The organism is Ruegeria sp. HKCCE3926, from assembly GCF_017872515.1.
GTDB lineage: Bacteria > Pseudomonadota > Alphaproteobacteria > Rhodobacterales > Rhodobacteraceae > Ruegeria.
On sequence record NZ_JAEDOU010000007.1, the window covers coordinates 42715 to 59193 of the forward strand.

Annotated in this window: 18 protein-coding genes, 2 pseudogenes and 1 riboswitch; of the genes and pseudogenes, 7 read left to right on the top strand and 13 right to left on the bottom strand. The window is 55.8% G+C overall.

Features of this window, described 5'->3' with window-relative positions; genetic code table 11:
* Window positions 1-42 precede the first annotated feature (42 nt).
* On the bottom strand, window positions 43-363 hold the full coding sequence (locus I9184_RS16120; protein WP_171364712.1) for a monooxygenase: 321 nt from the start codon (window positions 361-363) through the stop codon (window positions 43-45).
* A 137-nt stretch (window positions 364-500) separates the two neighbouring features.
* Between I9184_RS16120 and I9184_RS16125 the strand changes: the two genes are divergently transcribed.
* The 3 genes from I9184_RS16125 to I9184_RS16135 all read left to right on the top strand — a co-directional run bounded on the left by I9184_RS16125 (window position 501) and on the right by I9184_RS16135 (window position 3294).
* Window positions 501-1397, top strand: coding sequence for a LysR family transcriptional regulator (locus I9184_RS16125; protein WP_171329880.1), 897 nt, complete (start codon window positions 501-503; stop codon window positions 1395-1397).
* A 280-nt stretch (window positions 1398-1677) separates the two neighbouring features.
* Window positions 1678-2508, top strand: a complete 831-nt coding sequence (locus I9184_RS16130; RefSeq protein ID WP_209835151.1) for a class I SAM-dependent methyltransferase — start codon at window positions 1678-1680, stop codon at window positions 2506-2508.
* Window positions 2509-2595: 87 nt separating this feature from the next.
* Window positions 2596-3294: an SDR family oxidoreductase gene (locus I9184_RS16135; RefSeq protein ID WP_171638483.1), complete on the top strand. Its 699-nt coding sequence runs from the start codon at window positions 2596-2598 to the stop codon at window positions 3292-3294.
* Window positions 3295-3385: 91 nt separating this feature from the next.
* Here the strand turns inward: I9184_RS16135 and I9184_RS16140 are convergent, their stop codons facing one another.
* The 3 genes from I9184_RS16140 to I9184_RS16150 all read right to left on the bottom strand — a co-directional run bounded on the left by I9184_RS16140 (window position 3386) and on the right by I9184_RS16150 (window position 4459).
* Entirely contained in the window at window positions 3386-3682 is a 297-nt protein-coding gene (locus I9184_RS16140) for a hypothetical protein (protein WP_209835152.1), read from the bottom strand.
* Window positions 3683-3829: 147 nt separating this feature from the next.
* Window positions 3830-4225 (bottom strand): rhodanese-like domain-containing protein, encoded by a 396-nt coding sequence (locus tag I9184_RS16145; RefSeq protein ID WP_209835153.1) that lies wholly within the window; start codon window positions 4223-4225, stop codon window positions 3830-3832.
* Between the two features lie 33 nt (window positions 4226-4258).
* Window positions 4259-4459 carry a DUF1059 domain-containing protein gene (locus I9184_RS16150; protein WP_170745557.1) on the bottom strand — a complete coding sequence of 67 codons (201 nt, stop codon included), beginning with the start codon at window positions 4457-4459 and terminating at the stop codon, window positions 4259-4261.
* Between the two features lie 346 nt (window positions 4460-4805).
* On the opposite strand from I9184_RS16150, the gene I9184_RS16155 reads away from it, so the two are divergent.
* Window positions 4806-6143, top strand: a complete 1338-nt coding sequence (locus I9184_RS16155; protein WP_209835154.1) for an adenylate/guanylate cyclase domain-containing protein — start codon at window positions 4806-4808, stop codon at window positions 6141-6143.
* 141 nt (window positions 6144-6284) lie between these two features.
* On the opposite strand, the pseudogene I9184_RS16160 reads toward I9184_RS16155, so the two are convergent.
* Window positions 6285-6917, bottom strand: a pseudogene (locus tag I9184_RS16160) (tyrosine-type recombinase/integrase).
* 104 nt (window positions 6918-7021) lie between these two features.
* Window positions 7022-8185 carry a site-specific integrase gene (locus I9184_RS16165; RefSeq protein WP_209835155.1) on the bottom strand — a complete coding sequence of 388 codons (1164 nt, stop codon included), beginning with the start codon at window positions 8183-8185 and terminating at the stop codon, window positions 7022-7024.
* 286 nt (window positions 8186-8471) lie between these two features.
* On the opposite strand from I9184_RS16165, the gene I9184_RS16170 reads away from it, so the two are divergent.
* A complete protein-coding gene (locus tag I9184_RS16170) occupies window positions 8472-8747 on the top strand; it encodes a hypothetical protein (protein ID WP_209835156.1) in 276 nt (91 codons plus the stop codon).
* Window positions 8748-8763: 16 nt separating this feature from the next.
* On the opposite strand, the gene I9184_RS16175 is transcribed toward I9184_RS16170, so the two are convergent.
* Window positions 8764-9846 carry a hybrid-cluster NAD(P)-dependent oxidoreductase gene (locus I9184_RS16175; protein ID WP_171637467.1) on the bottom strand — a complete coding sequence of 361 codons (1083 nt, stop codon included), beginning with the start codon at window positions 9844-9846 and terminating at the stop codon, window positions 8764-8766.
* A 5-nt stretch (window positions 9847-9851) separates the two neighbouring features.
* Window positions 9852-11105 (bottom strand): aromatic ring-hydroxylating dioxygenase subunit alpha, encoded by a 1254-nt coding sequence (locus tag I9184_RS16180; RefSeq protein ID WP_209835157.1) that lies wholly within the window; start codon window positions 11103-11105, stop codon window positions 9852-9854.
* An 81-nt stretch (window positions 11106-11186) separates the two neighbouring features.
* A riboswitch (cobalamin riboswitch) is annotated at window positions 11187-11391 on the bottom strand.
* 73 nt (window positions 11392-11464) lie between these two features.
* On the opposite strand from I9184_RS16180, the pseudogene I9184_RS16185 reads away from it, so the two are divergent.
* Both I9184_RS16185 and I9184_RS16190 read left to right on the top strand, forming a co-directional pair.
* Window positions 11465-11617, top strand: a pseudogene (locus I9184_RS16185) (IS5/IS1182 family transposase); the annotation flags it as partial.
* Between the two features lie 301 nt (window positions 11618-11918).
* Window positions 11919-12143, top strand: a complete 225-nt coding sequence (locus I9184_RS16190; protein WP_152459486.1) for a hypothetical protein — start codon at window positions 11919-11921, stop codon at window positions 12141-12143.
* A gap of 29 nt (window positions 12144-12172) precedes the next feature.
* Here the strand turns inward: I9184_RS16190 and I9184_RS16195 are convergent, their stop codons facing one another.
* The 5 genes from I9184_RS16195 to I9184_RS16215 are packed head-to-tail and all read right to left on the bottom strand — an operon-like array spanning window position 12173 to window position 16379.
* Entirely contained in the window at window positions 12173-12715 is a 543-nt protein-coding gene (locus I9184_RS16195; protein ID WP_171206657.1) for a DUF3833 family protein, read from the bottom strand.
* Window positions 12712-13329, bottom strand: a complete 618-nt coding sequence (locus I9184_RS16200; protein ID WP_209835158.1) for a DUF3833 domain-containing protein — start codon at window positions 13327-13329, stop codon at window positions 12712-12714. Before I9184_RS16200 ends, I9184_RS16195 begins: the two co-directional genes overlap by 4 nt.
* Window positions 13326-14549, bottom strand: a complete 1224-nt coding sequence (locus I9184_RS16205) for an MFS transporter (protein WP_209835159.1) — start codon at window positions 14547-14549, stop codon at window positions 13326-13328. Before I9184_RS16205 ends, I9184_RS16200 begins: the two co-directional genes overlap by 4 nt.
* The gene (locus tag I9184_RS16210) at window positions 14549-15094 is read right to left on the bottom strand and encodes a chalcone isomerase family protein (RefSeq protein WP_245218175.1); all 546 of its coding nucleotides are present in this window, start codon (window positions 15092-15094) and stop codon (window positions 14549-14551) included. The genes I9184_RS16205 and I9184_RS16210 overlap by 1 nt, the downstream gene beginning before the upstream one ends.
* The gene (locus tag I9184_RS16215; protein ID WP_209835160.1) at window positions 15048-16379 is read right to left on the bottom strand and encodes an FAD-dependent oxidoreductase; all 1332 of its coding nucleotides are present in this window, start codon (window positions 16377-16379) and stop codon (window positions 15048-15050) included. The genes I9184_RS16210 and I9184_RS16215 overlap by 47 nt, the downstream gene beginning before the upstream one ends.
* Window positions 16380-16479 lie beyond the last annotated feature (100 nt).

The following is a 16479-nucleotide window of genomic DNA, read 5'->3' on the forward strand; positions in this document are numbered from 1 at the left end:
TGAAAGCTCCTTGTATGTGCGCAAGTTTAAGAGGGATCCTGATCAGACTACCTCGCGCAAGGGGGCGTTGGTGATTGAGCTGAGGTCTTCCATGATATCAAACACATGGTCCGACGTTACGGTGACACCGATTGCCGCCAGACGCTTCACGTGCATCGCCTTGTAGGTTTCCAGGGCGGCGAGATCCCGGAACAAATAGGTCGAACCGAAATCACCACTGCTTTCATCAACGGTCCAGATTTTCCAGATCACACCAGCTTCCTGCGCAATGCTTTCAGCCAACCGCTTAGTGCCCTCGGCAAATTCTTCGGTCATGGGGCCGTCATATGTCATGTGTAGGTCCCAGATTTTCATCGTGCTCATCAGCTTTGTCCTTTTGACTTTCTCGCTCCGGTTTTGCGTGTGGCGAAGCGTGTGGTTTCCATTGCCAAGCAAGATAGTCAGGGATATTTGTTAGATAAACAGCCATTTTTAGATCGCGATGTAAGGAATATCTAACAATGAGGCGAAATGAGTTGAACGACGTGTCGATATTCGTGGCGGTTGCTCAAGAGAACGGTTTCCGCGCGGCGGCTGAAAAACTGAAACTTGGAGCGGGTTCGGTAAGTGAAGCTGTCCAGAGGTTCGAAGATCGCCTTGGCGTGCGCCTGATCGAAAGATCGACCCGGGCCATCGCCCTGACCAAAGCGGGCGAACTTCTTTTTCGCCGTAGCCTGCCAGCAATCAATGATCTGGAAACAGCACTGAAAAGTATTCACGACCTAAACGAAGATCTGTCGGGCACGCTTCGGCTAACGGCCCCGACCGCCGCGGGCCAATTGTTTCTGGATGCCCTAATCACAGGATTTGCAAAAGAACATCCGGCGGTGGCGATTGAACTAATTTATGACGAAACAAAAGTCGATCTCGTAACCAGCGGGGTTGATGCTGCTATCCGTGCTGAGACCCTGCTTGATCCTGATACATATGCCATCGCAATTGGCCCTACACTGAAGATGACGATTGTCGCGTCCCCCGAATATCTAGCCAATTGCCCGCCCCTAGAGAAACCGGCCGATGTGGCGGCACATAGCGGGGTCTGTTTTGCTATTACAGGTGCTGACAAGCTGGCCCCGTGGGTATTTGCAGGCACAGACGGCCCCTATTCGGTCATGCCGCGTCCCAAGATCGTCACCAACGACGTGACCTCCATCCTTGAAGGCGCAAAGGCGGGGCTTGGGCTGGCCTATATCTTTGCAAGCTCTGTCGAGAGCTTGCTGGAAGACGGCAGGTTGGTTCAGGTTCTGGAAGGCCAGACCGCTGATTTGCCCCGGTTCTCCCTGAACTATCTATCCAAGCGCAATATGCCGCCCCGTGTCAGAGCTTTCGTTGATTATGCGAAACGGTGCAATCCTTAAACAAAATCGCTAATCTCTGCACTATCAAACAAGTTCCGTTTCTTGGAGCCGAATTGAAGCCTGGTGGAGCATCATCAAGGGTCCAGTACGGGCCGATTCACGGAGCTTTGCAAAGCCCGATTTCTGCCCAAAACAGTCATTGGAACATCGTGCAGTATCCGGAAAAATGGGCTCAGAACAGCCGTTCGCTGCGTTCTGTATGGATGACCGTTTTGCGGACGAAGCTGACATTCTGGCTCACCCTGTGTATCCTGACGGCATCGATTAGGGAAGCTTCAATATGACCAATCCCAACGAAGTCGCGCACCATTACCATTCCGGTCACTTGCTCAAACGGATTTCCGATGGTTGCGCAGCACTGGACCTGACCCCGCCAATTTCCCACGACGCTTTGGCGCCGGTTGACGAGTTTCACATTGGCGGGCGTCTCGCGACCGAACCTTTTGTGAAAGCTCTCGGCCTTTCACCTGAAAGCCGAGTTGTCGATTTTGGCTGTGGGCTCGGGGGTCCGGCACGCTATGTGGCGGCGGCCACCGGGGCGTATGTGACCGGTGTCGATTTAACCGCCGAGTTTGTGGAAACCGGTCGCGCTCTTACAGAATGGACGGGCTTGTCACACCGAGTTCAACTCATCGAAGGCAGCGTGTTGGAATTGCCGCTGGACACTGGCTCCATGGACGCCGCTTACATGATCCACGTCGGCATGAACATCTCAGACAAAGTCGGCATCGCCCGTGAGGCGAAGCGAGTGCTCAGGCCAGGCGGAATTTTTGCGATTTACGATGTTATGCAAGTCGGAGAGGGGCAAATGGACTATCCCGCACCCTGGGCGTCATCTGCAGATCAAAGCGCACTGACTTCTCCGGAGACATATGAAGCTGCTTTGAAATCTGCCGGTTTCGAGGTGAGTGACCGGATCGACCGCACTGCATTCGCCAAACAGTTCTTTGCAGATCTGGCAGCTGCGCAAAGCCGTTCAGATGGCCCTCCACCTTTGGGTCTTCATCTTATAATGGGCGATGACACCGCGCTTAAGGTTCAACATATGGTCAGGAATATCGAACGTGGTTTGATTGCCCCAATTGAAATCCACGCGCGCCTTCCAGTTTAGCTGCTTTGACTAACAGGTCAGGTTTGGCCTTTCTTAAGTGGGGTGGCGGTTTGTGGTAATCTTCCATAAGCAAATCGGGGAATGCTCATGGCTGAAACAGCTCTGATTACGGGTGCCTCAAGTGGAATAGGCCGGGCAACGGCCATCGACCTGGCTTCGAAAGGGTGGAACATACTCGCGCATGGACGCCGCGAGGACGCGCTGCAAGAAACAATTGCCATGGTTGAGGCCGCAGGTGGCACGGGCGAATGGTTTGCCGCAGAAATGGGCGACATGACTTCTGTGGCCGCTCTCGCAGACTGGGCGCTGCAAAGCGAGCGGTTGGACGCGATGGTTCACTGCGCCGCCAAGTTCACCTACGGCGCTGTTTCGATTGACCGCTTTTCAGATTGGGACACATCCATCGACCAAGTGCTGCGGGCAACCATCAGACTGACCGCGCATGTCTTGCCTGCGATCCGTGAAACAGAGGGGGCATTTGTCTATATCTGCGGGCCTACATCCTGGCTGGGCTGGAAAAATCACGCCATTCATTGTGCCCTGCGGCATGCGCAGGCTGGTTTCGCCAAGGCTCTGTTCGAAGATGTCCGCGAAGACGGTGTTCGGGTCACCCTTGTGCACCCGGGGTTTGTCAACACTCCAGACGTGTCCGACGCAGGCAAAGACCGCTCCAAAATGATTCAGCTTGAAGAAATTTCAACGCTAATCTCGACTGCAGTAATGCTGCCCAACAACGCCTGCGTCACGGAACTCACAGTGCGCCCCCAAAGGACGCCATATCTGTAACAGGCTCTATCTGGTTGGTCGTTCAGAAAGTGCTGACTCACGCGCACAGCAACATCCGCCAGGGCCCGAGGCCGATAGCAGGTGGTCTGCTTTACAACTCCACCAGGTCGTGGTGTTTGATTGACCGAGCTTCGACAAGTGCGGCTTCTGCCGGATCGATGTGGGGGCTTTCATAGTCCTCCCCTACAAACGCCTTTAGAGACTCCAGACTGTCCCAAATCATCACAAAGCTGAACTCTCTCGGGGAACCTGATCTTGCGGCGCCCGGAAAGACTTGGACGACGCCCTCGGTCCGTTTCATCAATGGAATGGCAGTTTCGTGAAAGAATTTACTGAACTCTTTCTCGTTGCCTGGCCTCACAAGCACCTGAAAAATCCGCATGATCATGTGTGCATCCTCCAACAACGGCGATGCCTGGATACTTGCCTGCCTAAATCGGGCGCATCGTAGCACAATTTATTTTGCGCGTCCGTAAGGGCTCGGAGCGGTAACCACGCCCTTTCAAGTGACGGCTGGTAAGACGAGATAGCACCATCAAAGTCGTTGAGTGGTGGCCCCAGCATTGATCAAAGCTGCCATGCCCCCATCGACGAAGCGAACATGTTGGAACCCCATTGAGGTCAGGACGTTTGCTGCGGCAGCGCCACGATAGCTTGGAGCGCCGCCGCACGTTGTGAAGATCGTCCTGGTTCGGTCCTGCAATTCCGAACTCCGATACTCGCTCTCCAGATCTGCCATCCAAGCAACTGCGCGGCCGGGCGCAGCTACAGCATTTGGGTACACACCGGTGGCGTTCATTTCCGCGGTGTCCCTTACATCGACCAAGAGTACTTTTTGGTCATTCTCTAATGTTGCGAGTGCTTCGGCAGCGGAGATGCCTTCAGCAGCCGAAATTTCCTCTTCTTCCATTTGAGCAAATGTGCTCGCCATGTCGACCTCCAGTCGTCTGTGCCAGAGCACGTTTCAGACGTTCACGGGTTTAATCAAGGTCGCCAGATAGGCCCGTGTTTCACCATCCCAATCAGCAGGATTTTCGTCATGAGCAACTTGCGCATGAAGTTCCATAAGTTTCCAAACTTCATCCTTGGTCTCGGCGACCACGCTTGCGGGACAGGCCGCCATCCCTTCACAATCCCGACAAGCATATGAAAACGCGTTCGCCATCTAGTTTCTCCCCTTTGTTTGAACCGAGAATAGCAGATTGGGCATTATTCACCGAATCCGGCAGTTAGATAGACTGTTTGTGAGACGTGGTCATCGCTGTGAAAGTCGCCTTTGGGCTCGATGCGGCCATTGACTGCACTCGGCATGAGCGGCTGCTTCGCCGGAAATGCAGACCTCCGGTTTTTATCTGATTATTACAATCCTTGCATGACGCACGTTGCGCTCAACTAAAGAGATCATTGACCGATAGGCCAATCGAACTTCAATATGATCATGCGCTGGCTCCGTCGGAACCACATTCAAAATATGGGCGGAGTATTGGCCAGAGAACAACTGGGAGGGGCGCATGACTGCCAATGTGGAGACCCTTTTCACCGAAAGCGACGGGCTATCCATCGCCTATCAAGTTTGGGGCGATGGGCCGCGCAATCTTGTGTTGGTCCCCGGAATGATTTCGCATCTGGAAGCGTCCATGGAAAATCCGGGCTACCTGCAATGGATGACAGCTCTCAGCTCGGTGGGAAGATTGGTGACCTTCGACAAACGCGGCAACGGCATGTCAGACCGCATTCAGGGGACACCAACCCTTGAAGAGCGCGTCATGGATATAGAGGCTGTGATGGATGTCACTGAAATGACCTCAGCCACGGTCATTGCTTTCTCCGAGGGGGCTTCACTTGCCTGTGTCTATGCCGCGATGCGCCCCGAGCGCGTCGAACGTCTGGCTTTGTGCGGCGGGTACGCTCAAGGCCGTCTTACTCGTGGTTACCTGACCCCTGAAAGCCTTAAATCCGCGTTGAAACAGTTTCGAGAGAATTGGGGGAAGCTCTATAAACCTCACCCGTTCTCGGCTTTTGGCCCAAGTGAGGACGATGCCGAAGCTCAGGAAGCATGGGCGCATTTCCAAAGGATGAGCGCGACCCCTATTACAGTCGCCAACCTGTTCGAATTGGCTGCCCGGATTGATATCCGGGAATTGCTGCCTTCTATTTCACAACCCACGTTGGTCATACATCGCGAATTTGAAGAACCCAACGGGGCTGATTGCGCCAAGGATTTTCTGCGTTTGATACCATCCACTAAATACAAAACCATACCCGGCCATGAGCATGTGCCATGGGAAGGCGACGTGGACAGCTATGCGGCTGCAATCGTCGAGTTTGTCACCGGCGAAGCATCGGCGACGATCCAACCCAAGCGCACCCTTGCTACCGTTCTGTTCTCAGATCTCGTCGCGTCCACCTCACAACAAGCACGTATCGGTGATGAGAATTGGCGTGACCTTATGAACCGCCACGATGACGTCTGCGCAAACCAGATCTCTCGACACGGCGGTCATCTGGTGAAATTCACCGGCGACGGCGTGCTGGCGACGTTCAGTTCTCCTACAAGTGCGCTGGCCTGCGCTGGTTCTTTACGTGAAGCATTGTCTGCAATCGACCTTAACGCACGCTTCGGCGCTCACACTGGTGAGATTGAAATTCGCGGCGAGGATATCAGCGGCCTTGGCGTGGTCATAGCTGCTCGGGTGATGGGCCAAGCCCAGGAAGGACAGGTTTTGGCCTCCGATCTCACGCGGCAACTGATGCTTGGTGCGCCGTTCGAGTTTCAAGACTGCGGTAAGCACGAGTTGAAGGGCGTTCCAAATTCTTGGAGACTGCACGCGGTCAGCCCTACGAACTAAACAACTCGGAACGCTGGCCTTGCCTACTGGTCTTTACCACGGAATCCGATTGTCGGCTTTGGGCTCGAAGCGGAAGATTAACGGGAGATTCCGAAAGTCTGCTTGGGAGCGGCGAGCGGACGATCCCGCCCGCCTAAATCGTTAAAGATCGATACGTTCGGCAATACTAAGCGCGTCTTCAAGCTCGACGCCAAGGTAACGCACCGTACTGTCCACTTTGCTGTGACCGAGCAGAAGTTGAACGGCACGTAGGTTTCCGGTCTTTCTGTATATCAAAGCCGCTTTGGTGCGCCTAAGCGAATGCGTGCCGTAGCTGGACGGATCGAGACCAATCGCTGACACCCATTCCCGGATAAGCCTAGCGTATTGCCGGATCGAAAGATGCGGCAAAGCATGCATACGACTTGGAAACAGATACCGTTGTCCATGCATGCATTGAGAAGAGACCCATTGCGACACGACTTCACGTGTATTCTCCGTCACTTCAAATTGCACGGGCTTCGCAGTTTAACGTTGAACAACGGATACCCGATCGCGAACAGAATAGCCGACGGCGAGATCGTTAACCCTCAGGCGGACGAGATCGCACCCGCGCAACTTGCTATCGATAGCAAGATTGAACAATGCAAGGTCTCTCAGCTTGTTTGCAAGTTCGAGCCAAGCGCGACTGGCCCAGACTTGCTTTGACTGCAATGGCCGCTTCTGTCCGACTAGTCTGCCTTTGTTCCAAGGCGGACGACGCGTTGTGACAACGGGAAGTAGAGATTTGGACATCTTAGATCTCCGTCCATTCCCTTCCGTCCCAAACTTCGACACTGTGCCGACAGCTGCAGTCTAATTGCCGCTCGCGTGTCTTCAGCACAGGAAATTCTCAGGTTTCAGGAACTGCCACCGCTGATCTTCTTACCCATCACATCCGCTGCCTGCCGCAACGGGTCATCTGCGAGGTGCGCGTAGCGTTGCGTGGTAGACGGGTTCGTGTGTCCAAGTAATCGACCGACTATAGGCAGACTCAGACCGCTGGAAACGAGATGCGACGCATGCGTATGCCGATTGTCGTGGATACGGTAGTCTTGAAGACCTGCTGATGTGGTGACCGAGCTCCAAAATTTCTTCAGATCTTTGTACGGTTGGTCCGGAGAGCGTCCCGGAAACAACCAACGACTTTCAGGAGATGCCTCTGCTTTCATTGCCGCAAGCAAATCACAGGTTGCTGACGAAATCGGCAGGTGCTCTCGTCGCTTTTGCTTTGTGTGGTGCGACGGCTTTGTCCAGACCGCGCGGTCCAAATCGAAGTCTTCCCATTTTGCCGTCAGCACTTCGCCGATCCGTGCGCCTGTCAGGAGCTGCAGGCGAATAGCGTTCGCTGCAACCTGATTTGGATGCTCTGACAGAGCCACCAAAAGTCTTTGCAACTCACCGTCTGACAACCAGCGGTCCCGCTTTTCCTCGGGGAACTTTTCTATGCCGCGCGCCGGATTGTCAGAACGCTGACCCCAGCGCACAGACAGTTCAAACATTTTCGACATGAGCGCCAGAGTGCGATTGGCTTGATAGGGCGTATCACGCATTTGATTGTGAAGCTTCTGAACATGCTGATGCGTCACTTCAATGACTTTAAGATCCCCAAGCTTGGGCAGAATGTATCTGTCCAGCATTGACCGATCATTCCGAACGCTACCGGGACGTTTCTTCGGTTCCGCATGTTCGGTCATGTATTGCGTGGCAAGCGAGTTCACCGTTGGTGAATGCCTGAGGCTTTGAGCATCGGCGACAGGATCTGCGCCACGAACCACGTCAGCAAGAAGCGCGCGTGCTATTTCGCGGGCGGCGCCCAAAGACAAGGTCGGCCCATATCGCCCAAGTGTCTTGCGTTTCGAACGACCGGTTTGTTTGTTGCGATATTGAACTAAGAAGCTTTTGACGCCGGTCGTTTTCACGCGGAGTCCAAAACCCGGCAGACCGTCGTCCCAATAGATCGTGTCCCGGTTTGTTGCTGAAAGGCGATCGACACTTGATTTTGTTAATCTAACGTTGGGCATATTGGTCTCGAACGGCTTGGGTAAGCACAAGGTAAGCAAAGTGCGGAGAGTTGGGAAGGGTCTTATAGAAACCTCAGCACGCCAAAACTCTTTCTACTTAAGAGAATATACTGTCCAATCGAATTGGTTATTATGCTATCGAAAATGGGCTAATAAGACTTTTAATCAGTGGGTCGCAGGTTCGAATCCTGCACGGCTCACCACTTTTTTCCATGGACTATGATCTTGGCTTACAGCGAACTGCTTGTGTTTGGCCCAGCTGTGAACGACGGTCGAAGCCACGGGCTTGATCGAGGTGCCGGACACGCTTTGTGCCATCCAACACGACCTCGGCGGAACAAATCTCGAATTCGGCCAGCATGGTATCAAGCGGGATGCGATGGAAGAGGTCCACGCCTCGCACATGTCGAAACCCAGAGCAGACGGGCAGCTGGTTCTGCGTGAAGATGACAAAGTTCTGAAAGTGCCGGACATCCGGCGACCCAATCTGGCCCGGATTCTGCAACGGGCAGAAAAAACGCGCCGAAAGCCGCAGCGGGTGTCAGCCACGCTGCGGCTTTGATCGGGATGCGAAGCGCCTAAACCTCGACTTCGACCTTGCCGATCGGGTTCGAGCAGCAGGCCAGAATGTACCCCGCGTCGATGTCATCTTCCGAGATCCCTCCGTTGTGGACCATGTGGACCTCGCCAGCGGTTTTCTTGACCTTGCAGGTACCGCACACGCCGAAGGTACAGCCTGACGGGATGTTCAGGCCAACCGAGCGGGCGGCGGCAAGCACCGTGTCGGTCTCGGCAACCTTGGCCGTCACGCCCGAGGTCGCGAACAGGATTTCGGCGCTGCTGTCGTCGTCCAGAACAACGTCATCCAACTCGGGCTGATCCGCCTCGGTTTCCACCGGCGCGCCGAAGCTTTCCTGATAATAGTTGTCCATATCAAAACCAAGACCGGCCAGCGCGTCGCGCACCGCTTGCATGAAGGGCTCGGGACCGCAGCAATAGACTTCGCGCTCAAGGTAATCCGGCGCCATCAGGCCCAGCATCAATTGGTTGAACTGCCCCTGATATCCCGTCCATGGGCGGTAGCGGTCCGGCTCTTCCACCACGAACTTCAGGTCCAAACCATCCGTGCGGCTGGCCATCTGTTCCAAGCGCTGGCGGAAGATGATCTCGGATGGCCGCTTGGCGCAGTTGATGAAGACAACGTCCAGATCGCGGCCTTCGTCCCACATGCAGGTGGTCATTGACATCATCGGTGTGATGCCTGAGCCAGCCGAGATAAACAGGAACTTGCGCGCATCGCTCAGTGCGTTGGTGAACAGGCCCGCAGGCCCAATGGCCTTGAGCCGCATGCCGGGTTGAAGATTGTCCAGCATCCAGCGCGTGCCGATACTGTCGGGTTGCGCTTTGGCGGTGATGGTGATCGACCGCGGCCGCGATGGCGACGATGAGATCGTGTAGGTGCGATACACGACTCCCCCGGGCTGGCCGGGCGCCGGAATCTCGAGCGTCAGGAACTGACCGGGGTGATAGGCGAACTGCGCCCCCGAGGGGGCTCGGAACGAAAAGCTGGCGGTGTTCGGCATCTCGGGCACGACCGAGACACATTCCAGCATCTCTCCATCCTGCCAAACGGCTGATGAAAGCGTGTCCAGATCTTTCATCAGACTTACTCCGCCGCCATGTAGTCAGGGGTCAGGCGGGCCGACACTGTGCTGCAATACCAATCCACGAATTGCAGTACGCCGGATTCCTGAATGGCTGAATACGGGCCGGGCACATAGGCCGGGCTGTTGATGCCCTGCTGGTTGTCCTCGACCACCTGACGGTCTTCGTCATTCGTGGCGACCCAGACTTCGGTCAGGCGTTTCACGTCGTAGTCAACGCCTTCAACCGCATCCTTGTTGACCAGCCATTTGGTCGTGACCTCGGTCTCTGTCGGGCTGATCGGCGTAACACGGAAAACAATCGAGTGATCGGCAAGAAAGTGGTTCCACGTGGTCGGATAGTGGAACTTCAAAAGCGATCCCGCATCCGCAAAGGGCGACCGGCCCAACCAGCGGCGCACGGCGGATTTCCTGTCCATCGTATAGCTCTCGGCGCCTTCTTTCAGCGGCATCCGCGCCAGACGGAATTGGCCGTCCTCGTGCAGATAGAACTGCGATGGCATACCCGCTGACTGGCACCTGTCGAAATGGGCTTGCATATAGGCTGGGGTTTCACCGCCTTCGATCCCCGTCACGCTCGGATCATCAGGGAAGGTCCGGCACAGCGCAGGGTGGTTGCCGCCGCAGTGATAGCACTCGCGATTGTTTTCCCAGACCAGTTTCCAGTTGCCGTTCTCGATGATCGAGCTTTCGAATGCGACCTTGGCATTCGCAAGATCATGCGGCTCAAGATACGGGCGCGCGATATTGGCAAACGTGTCAAAATCCGGGGCGACATCCGCCAGACAGATATAGACCAACCCGGCAAGCTCGCGGCAATGAACCGTCTTCAAACCATGCTGTCTGGGATCAAACTCCGGCCCCATGTCGCGGGCCCACAGCAAAGAGCCGTCAAGCTCGTAGGTCCATTGGTGATACGGGCAAACCAGCTTCGGCGCGTTGCCTTTTGCCGCCTTGCATATGATCGAGCCGCGATGGCGGCAGGTGTTGTGAAACGCCCGGATCTGGTTGTCGGCGCCGCGCACGATGATCACGCGATAGGCACCCACGTTGTACGTTACATAGTCGCCGGCTTTCACCAGTTCACAGGCCGGAATGGCAAAGAGCCATTCGCGATAGTGGATGGTTTCCAGGTCGGTCTGAAAGATCTCGGGGTCGGTGTAAAAGGCCCGTTCCAGAGCATAGCCCGGGATTCGACGCGCCAACAGGTTTTGGACATTGTTCACTTCTGGCTCTCCTGCCGCGCCCCGCGGCATTGCTTGGGCAGATGACAGGGAGGAACCGTCCGGAGGCGCGCGAGGACCACGTCCGAAACCCGTGCCCCCACCGCCACCCGCGGTTTGACATATCTGCAAGGCTGGTTTCCGGACTTGAAAGGGGCTTGCACCCGGTTGCGACACCTTCCCGGGATCCTCGTCCCAGTGGTTGATTGTCGAACCTGACCTTCCTTACCGTTGCGGGGGCAGCGCCGGAATTCCACCGGCTTCCCAATTCTCCGCGGTCTGAGAATCAAACAGCGGCACCTCACGATGGCAGCCTACTTTCTACCTGCTTGGGCGCTGAAATGCTTGCGACATTTCCGGTTTCAAAACAGACATGGAAATTTTCCGGCTGAGTGGACGGCGCCGGGATCACGGTCCTTGGCACAGGGGCATGGCAAGCCCGCCAGCACGGCGTTCTGCAGGGGCCAGTGGGCTTTGCGATGGATGCGGCCACGTCTGACATCCGCGCCGTCAAATTGTCCCCCAGCCGTGACAGCGAAGGCCCGGCTGCTCTGCTCAGAAACGAAACGCTGCACGTCGCCTGAGCATGGCTGGAAAAGAGAGAGTCAGGCCAAGTGAAGGAGGTTTGCAGCAAACCCTTTTGGGTGAAGTTGATCCGTTTGGGATAGTGCTGGCTTGCCATGAGGCAGGTGAAGAAGGCGAATATCCGTCATGCGAGAGTTGTCAGTCCATCCTGTCAACGGACGGTAGAAAACCTCATTTTGTCCATAAAAAATTGTCTTTTTCGGGAAAAACCATTACGTTTTCCGAAAATGGTGGAAAACACCGGAGGCAGTAAGAGAGCAGATGCCAAAACCGAAAACAGGTGTTTTGCGGACAACAGTTCCTTCGCGCCTCATGGGAAAACGGGATGGTCTGTTTTTCCTCTGGGGGCAGATAGAACGCGCGCGCTTGAAGGTCGAGGGCGGCGAACGCGCCGAGGGCGCAGCCTCGGACGGGCCAAGGGCAAACACGGCCGGTGAGGTCAAGGGATCGACGACAGCATTGGTGGACGAGTTTATTTTCTACTGACTTTTGTGATGAAACCGGGCCTGACGGCCCTATTTCTTCTCGAAGAACAGGATGACTTCACCCAGACGGACGCCATAGCGTGAGACATACGCGCGGTTCAGCAGACGGTCGTCATCCAGCAGCCACATCCAGTCGTCGAATTTGACACGCATGGTCCCGTCCTTGATCGGCAGGTCGATCTTGTATTTCCAGTTGAACGTATCCCCGCGTTCAATCCCGCTGGCGGTGCCCAGCACGCCAGGCGCCGTACCGGTCCACGTATCCTCTCCGGTTTTGGTCAATGTCCAGATGCGTTGTTCCGTCGCGCCATCGTCGTAGACGAAGTCTTCGACCAGGGTCAGGGTTTCGCCGTCCCATGTTCCGTCGATATCAACCGTGAATCTGCGGGGGATATTTCCCAGAACATCCTGAAACTGACCGTAGGCCACTGTTTTACCCTCAAAAAACTCTTCCAGGTTCAACTGTCGGTCCGACAGAAACGTTTTTGGTACCTTCGGTTTGCTGGAGCAGGCCGCCAGAATTGCAAGGCTTGCGATGGCAATGCAGGCGATGAAAGAGCGAAAGGTGATCATTGCAACGGCTTCCCTTCCGAAGTCGCGTCATACCCGTTTGACCCACTTGGATGCATCGGTTTCGATCTGGGGCTTGGACGCATTGTGGCGATCAGTTCCGCGACCTTGACGCCAAACTTGCGCATCTCGGACCGATTCATGATGACGCCGGTTTCTGTCAGGTACATCCAATCGGTGACATCCAGTGTGTGTCCACCAGCGTCATCTGGCAGAATGATACGATAGGTCAGTTTTACCGCGGACCCCGAGATGATGCCCCGACCTTCGCCCACGATATCATCCGCCATTGCCGTGAATGTGTTGCCAGTTCCCAGCGTCAGGTACCATTTGCGGGTCATCTGTTTTCCGTTGGAATAGGTGAAGTACTCGGTCAGCGTGCCCGAGTTGCCTTGCCATTCGCCGGACATGCGCGCGACAAAGCTGTTCGACATTTTGCCGTTGGGGCCATAGATCAGGCCTTCGGACAAGATCTCTCCGTTCAGGTGTTTTTTCAGCGAAAAATTTGGCCCGGTGCCACTGTAATCGGACGGCGATTGCGCGCGAAAGCTCAGCAGCCTTGCACGGATGAAGACGGCGGTCAGAAGGACCAGAAGGATGATGCTGAAAGCGTTCATTTGCTTGTGACCTCGGTGGGCAGGGTCAACACCATCCCGAACGCTCCGACTTTCAGGATGCAGGGCAGCACCGCATAGGCAAGATTGAGTGTATCCAGAGCCTGTGCTGAATTGGTTTGACCGGGGGTGAAACCGCTGCGTTCCAGCAGCGGCAGAGTGAAAAAGGCAGCCAGGGCGAGGCCCAGTTTGCCAGCGAAGGACCAGATGCCAAACGCGGCTGATGCGTTCAGCCCGGCCCGGGTAAGCACGATCGAGAACATCGCAGGCAACACGACCATATCCGCGCCCAACGCCGCGCCCGAGGCGAGACAGATCATTGCAAAACCCGCAAGGTTTCCTGAACTCAGTGTGGCAGCGCCGATAAAGCCGGCGATCGAGAGCGGCATGGCGATAATCAGAGTCTGTTTCGGGCCAATTTTGTTACTGAGCTTTGCCCAGAGCGGAACGCTCGCGCCTGCGCTCAGGAAGAACAGGATCAACAAAGGACCCGCCTTGCCCGGCAGTTGCAGCCGGTCTTCCACAAAAAACAGAAACAGGGTGGAGGTTATGGCAACCGGGAGGCTGTTGACCAAAGCCAGCGCAAGAAGGCGCAAGCCACCGGCCTGACCCAGACCCGCAAAGGACAGGCCTGATCCGGTGATCGGTCTGCGTCGCCAGATCGGGATCGTCAGTATCAGGGTCAGAACGGACAGCAGCCCAAGAAACGCGCCGAATGCGGGGTAGCCTTGGGAGTGTGCCCCGAAAGCAACCAACAGGGCCGGAGCGCTGGCTGCGATGACCACCCCGGTCAACTGCCCGCCTTCACGATAGGCGGCCAGTGTCATCAGCTCTTTCGGATCGGTTCGCTTCGCCAGAGTTGCGCTGCGACCATACAGAAGGATGGTTCCCAGGCTGTATGCCGAGAACAGCAAGATAAGGATCGCGACCAGTTCCGGCACGCTGGCACCCTGCGGCAGATTGAAAAGCAGGGGAAACCCGATCGCCAGCCCCAAAGCCGCCATCGCGGCAAATGCAAGCTGGCCGCCGGGCCATCGGTCGATTGCCCAACCGATCAGCGGATCCTGCACCAGATCCACCAAACGGATCACCAGCAGCACCGTACCAATGACCCCAAGGCCAATACCCAGGTTCACGGCTGTAAAGCGCGGCAAGTGGATATAAAGCGGGATACCCGCCGCAGCGAGCATCAGCGCATAGAGACTGACCCGGGGATAGAGCATCACCGCCCCTGTAGCCTGCGCGTGAAGGACGCGGACCGCGTGTTGTCTCCCAGGAATACAGACATGAAACTGCGCTTGATGCCCGGATGCGCCATGGTGCACGTCTTTTGCCCGTTCAACCAGAAACTGACCTTGTCGGGACCATCAGAAACCGCCAGATAGCTGTCCCCTTTTGCCACGGCTTTGAAGCACCGGTTCAGTTGGTCGCGAACCGGTGCTGAACGGCCAATGCGGTCCATCTCGTCAAGCGTCGAATTGACCAACGCTTTCTTCTTGATGTTCTTGCGATAGGTCAGTTGCAGGGCGATATCTTCGCTCCAACTGAACGGCGCACCTTTGGGCGTATAGAGTTTGGCGTCATAGATCGGCAAACCCAGATACCGGAACGTCGCGGTTCCGCGCAGTTGGGCACCGTTCAGTTCTTCCGTGACCGGCGATGCGATCAGCCCATTGGGGATCAGCAAGGAAAGTGCAAGAAACGCTGTGCGCCATATCGCCTTATTCAGCGGCAACAGATAGGGCCGGGTCTTTCCCAAGAATGCCATTGTCAGCTCCGATGGTTTGCGGGGCACCATTTATTCGAGCAACGACATGCATCGCGCTGGCTATCCCGTCTTCGTGAAATCCGTGCCGGTTGTAAGCACCGGCAAACCAGGTTCGGTTCTGTCCCTGCATCTCGCGGATTTGCCCTTGCGCCTTCAGCGCGGCCTTGTCGAAGACCGGATGGGCAAACTCGACTTTGTCATAGATCTTTTCCGCGGGAATTTCTGATGAAGCGTTCAGCGTTACAAACAGCGGGTCACTGTCCGGAATGTTCTGAAGCCGGTTCATCCAGTAGGTTACCCCCACGTCTCCGGCTTGCGATCGATAGGTCCAGCTTGACCAACAGGCGCGCCGCTTTGGCATCTGATTTGGGTCACAATGCAATATGGCCGTATTGGGCTGATAGCGGATTGCGCCCAATGCATCGGCTTCCGCGGGGGTCGCGCCATCACCTAAAATGGCAAGCGACTGGTCCGAATGGGTGGCCAGGATGATTTCATCGAACTGATCCACGGCGCCCTGGCTGTGGATGGTGATGCCCATCTCGTCACGGGATATATTCTGAACGGGGCTGGCCAGACGTATTTCTGCCCCCCGCGCACGAAGGGCTGCGTCGATCCGGCGGACATACTCTATGCTGCCGCCTTTGACCGTGTACCATTGATGCTGGTTTGCGCGACCACTTGCCAGCAAAGCGTGATTGCGGAAAAACTGTACCAAAGAGCGTGCGGGGAACTGATCCACGAACTCGACCGGCGTGGACCAGATGGCACCGCACATCGGCATCAGATAATTGTGCCGGAACCAGTGACCCAGCCGCAGCTGGTCCACCAATTCGCCAATCGTGGTGTCATCGTCCTTGGCGGCTCCGGGGGCTTCTTTGCCAAACCGCAGAATATCAGCGATCATCTTATAGTAAGCCGGACGCGCCAGATTGCGCTTTTGAGCGGTCAGTGTGCGCAGATTGTTCAGCCCGTATTCAATGCGGCCATTGTCGATTGTCGCGCCAAAGCTCATCTCGCTTTCGATCACGGGCACGCCGAGCTCATCAAACAGCCGGGTCAGGTAGGGATATGTCGCATAGTTGAAGACGATAAAGCCCGTATCGACCGGTTGATCCCCGTTCTTTCCGGCCATCACCGTGCGGGCATGGCCACCAAGCCGAGGCTCGGCCTCATAGACTGTCACGTCGTTGTTTTTTGAAAGATAGTAAGCGGCGGAAAGACCCGAAATGCCTGCACCTACAATCGCGATTTTCTTCCGTACACCCCGGGGTTCGTCGAACATTCCAGCCTCTTTATGTGACAGTTTACAAGAAGATACGCAGGGTAGGCACAAGTGGATCAATCCGATTAGAAGTTTTTAACAGATGCACTACCTTGTGGCG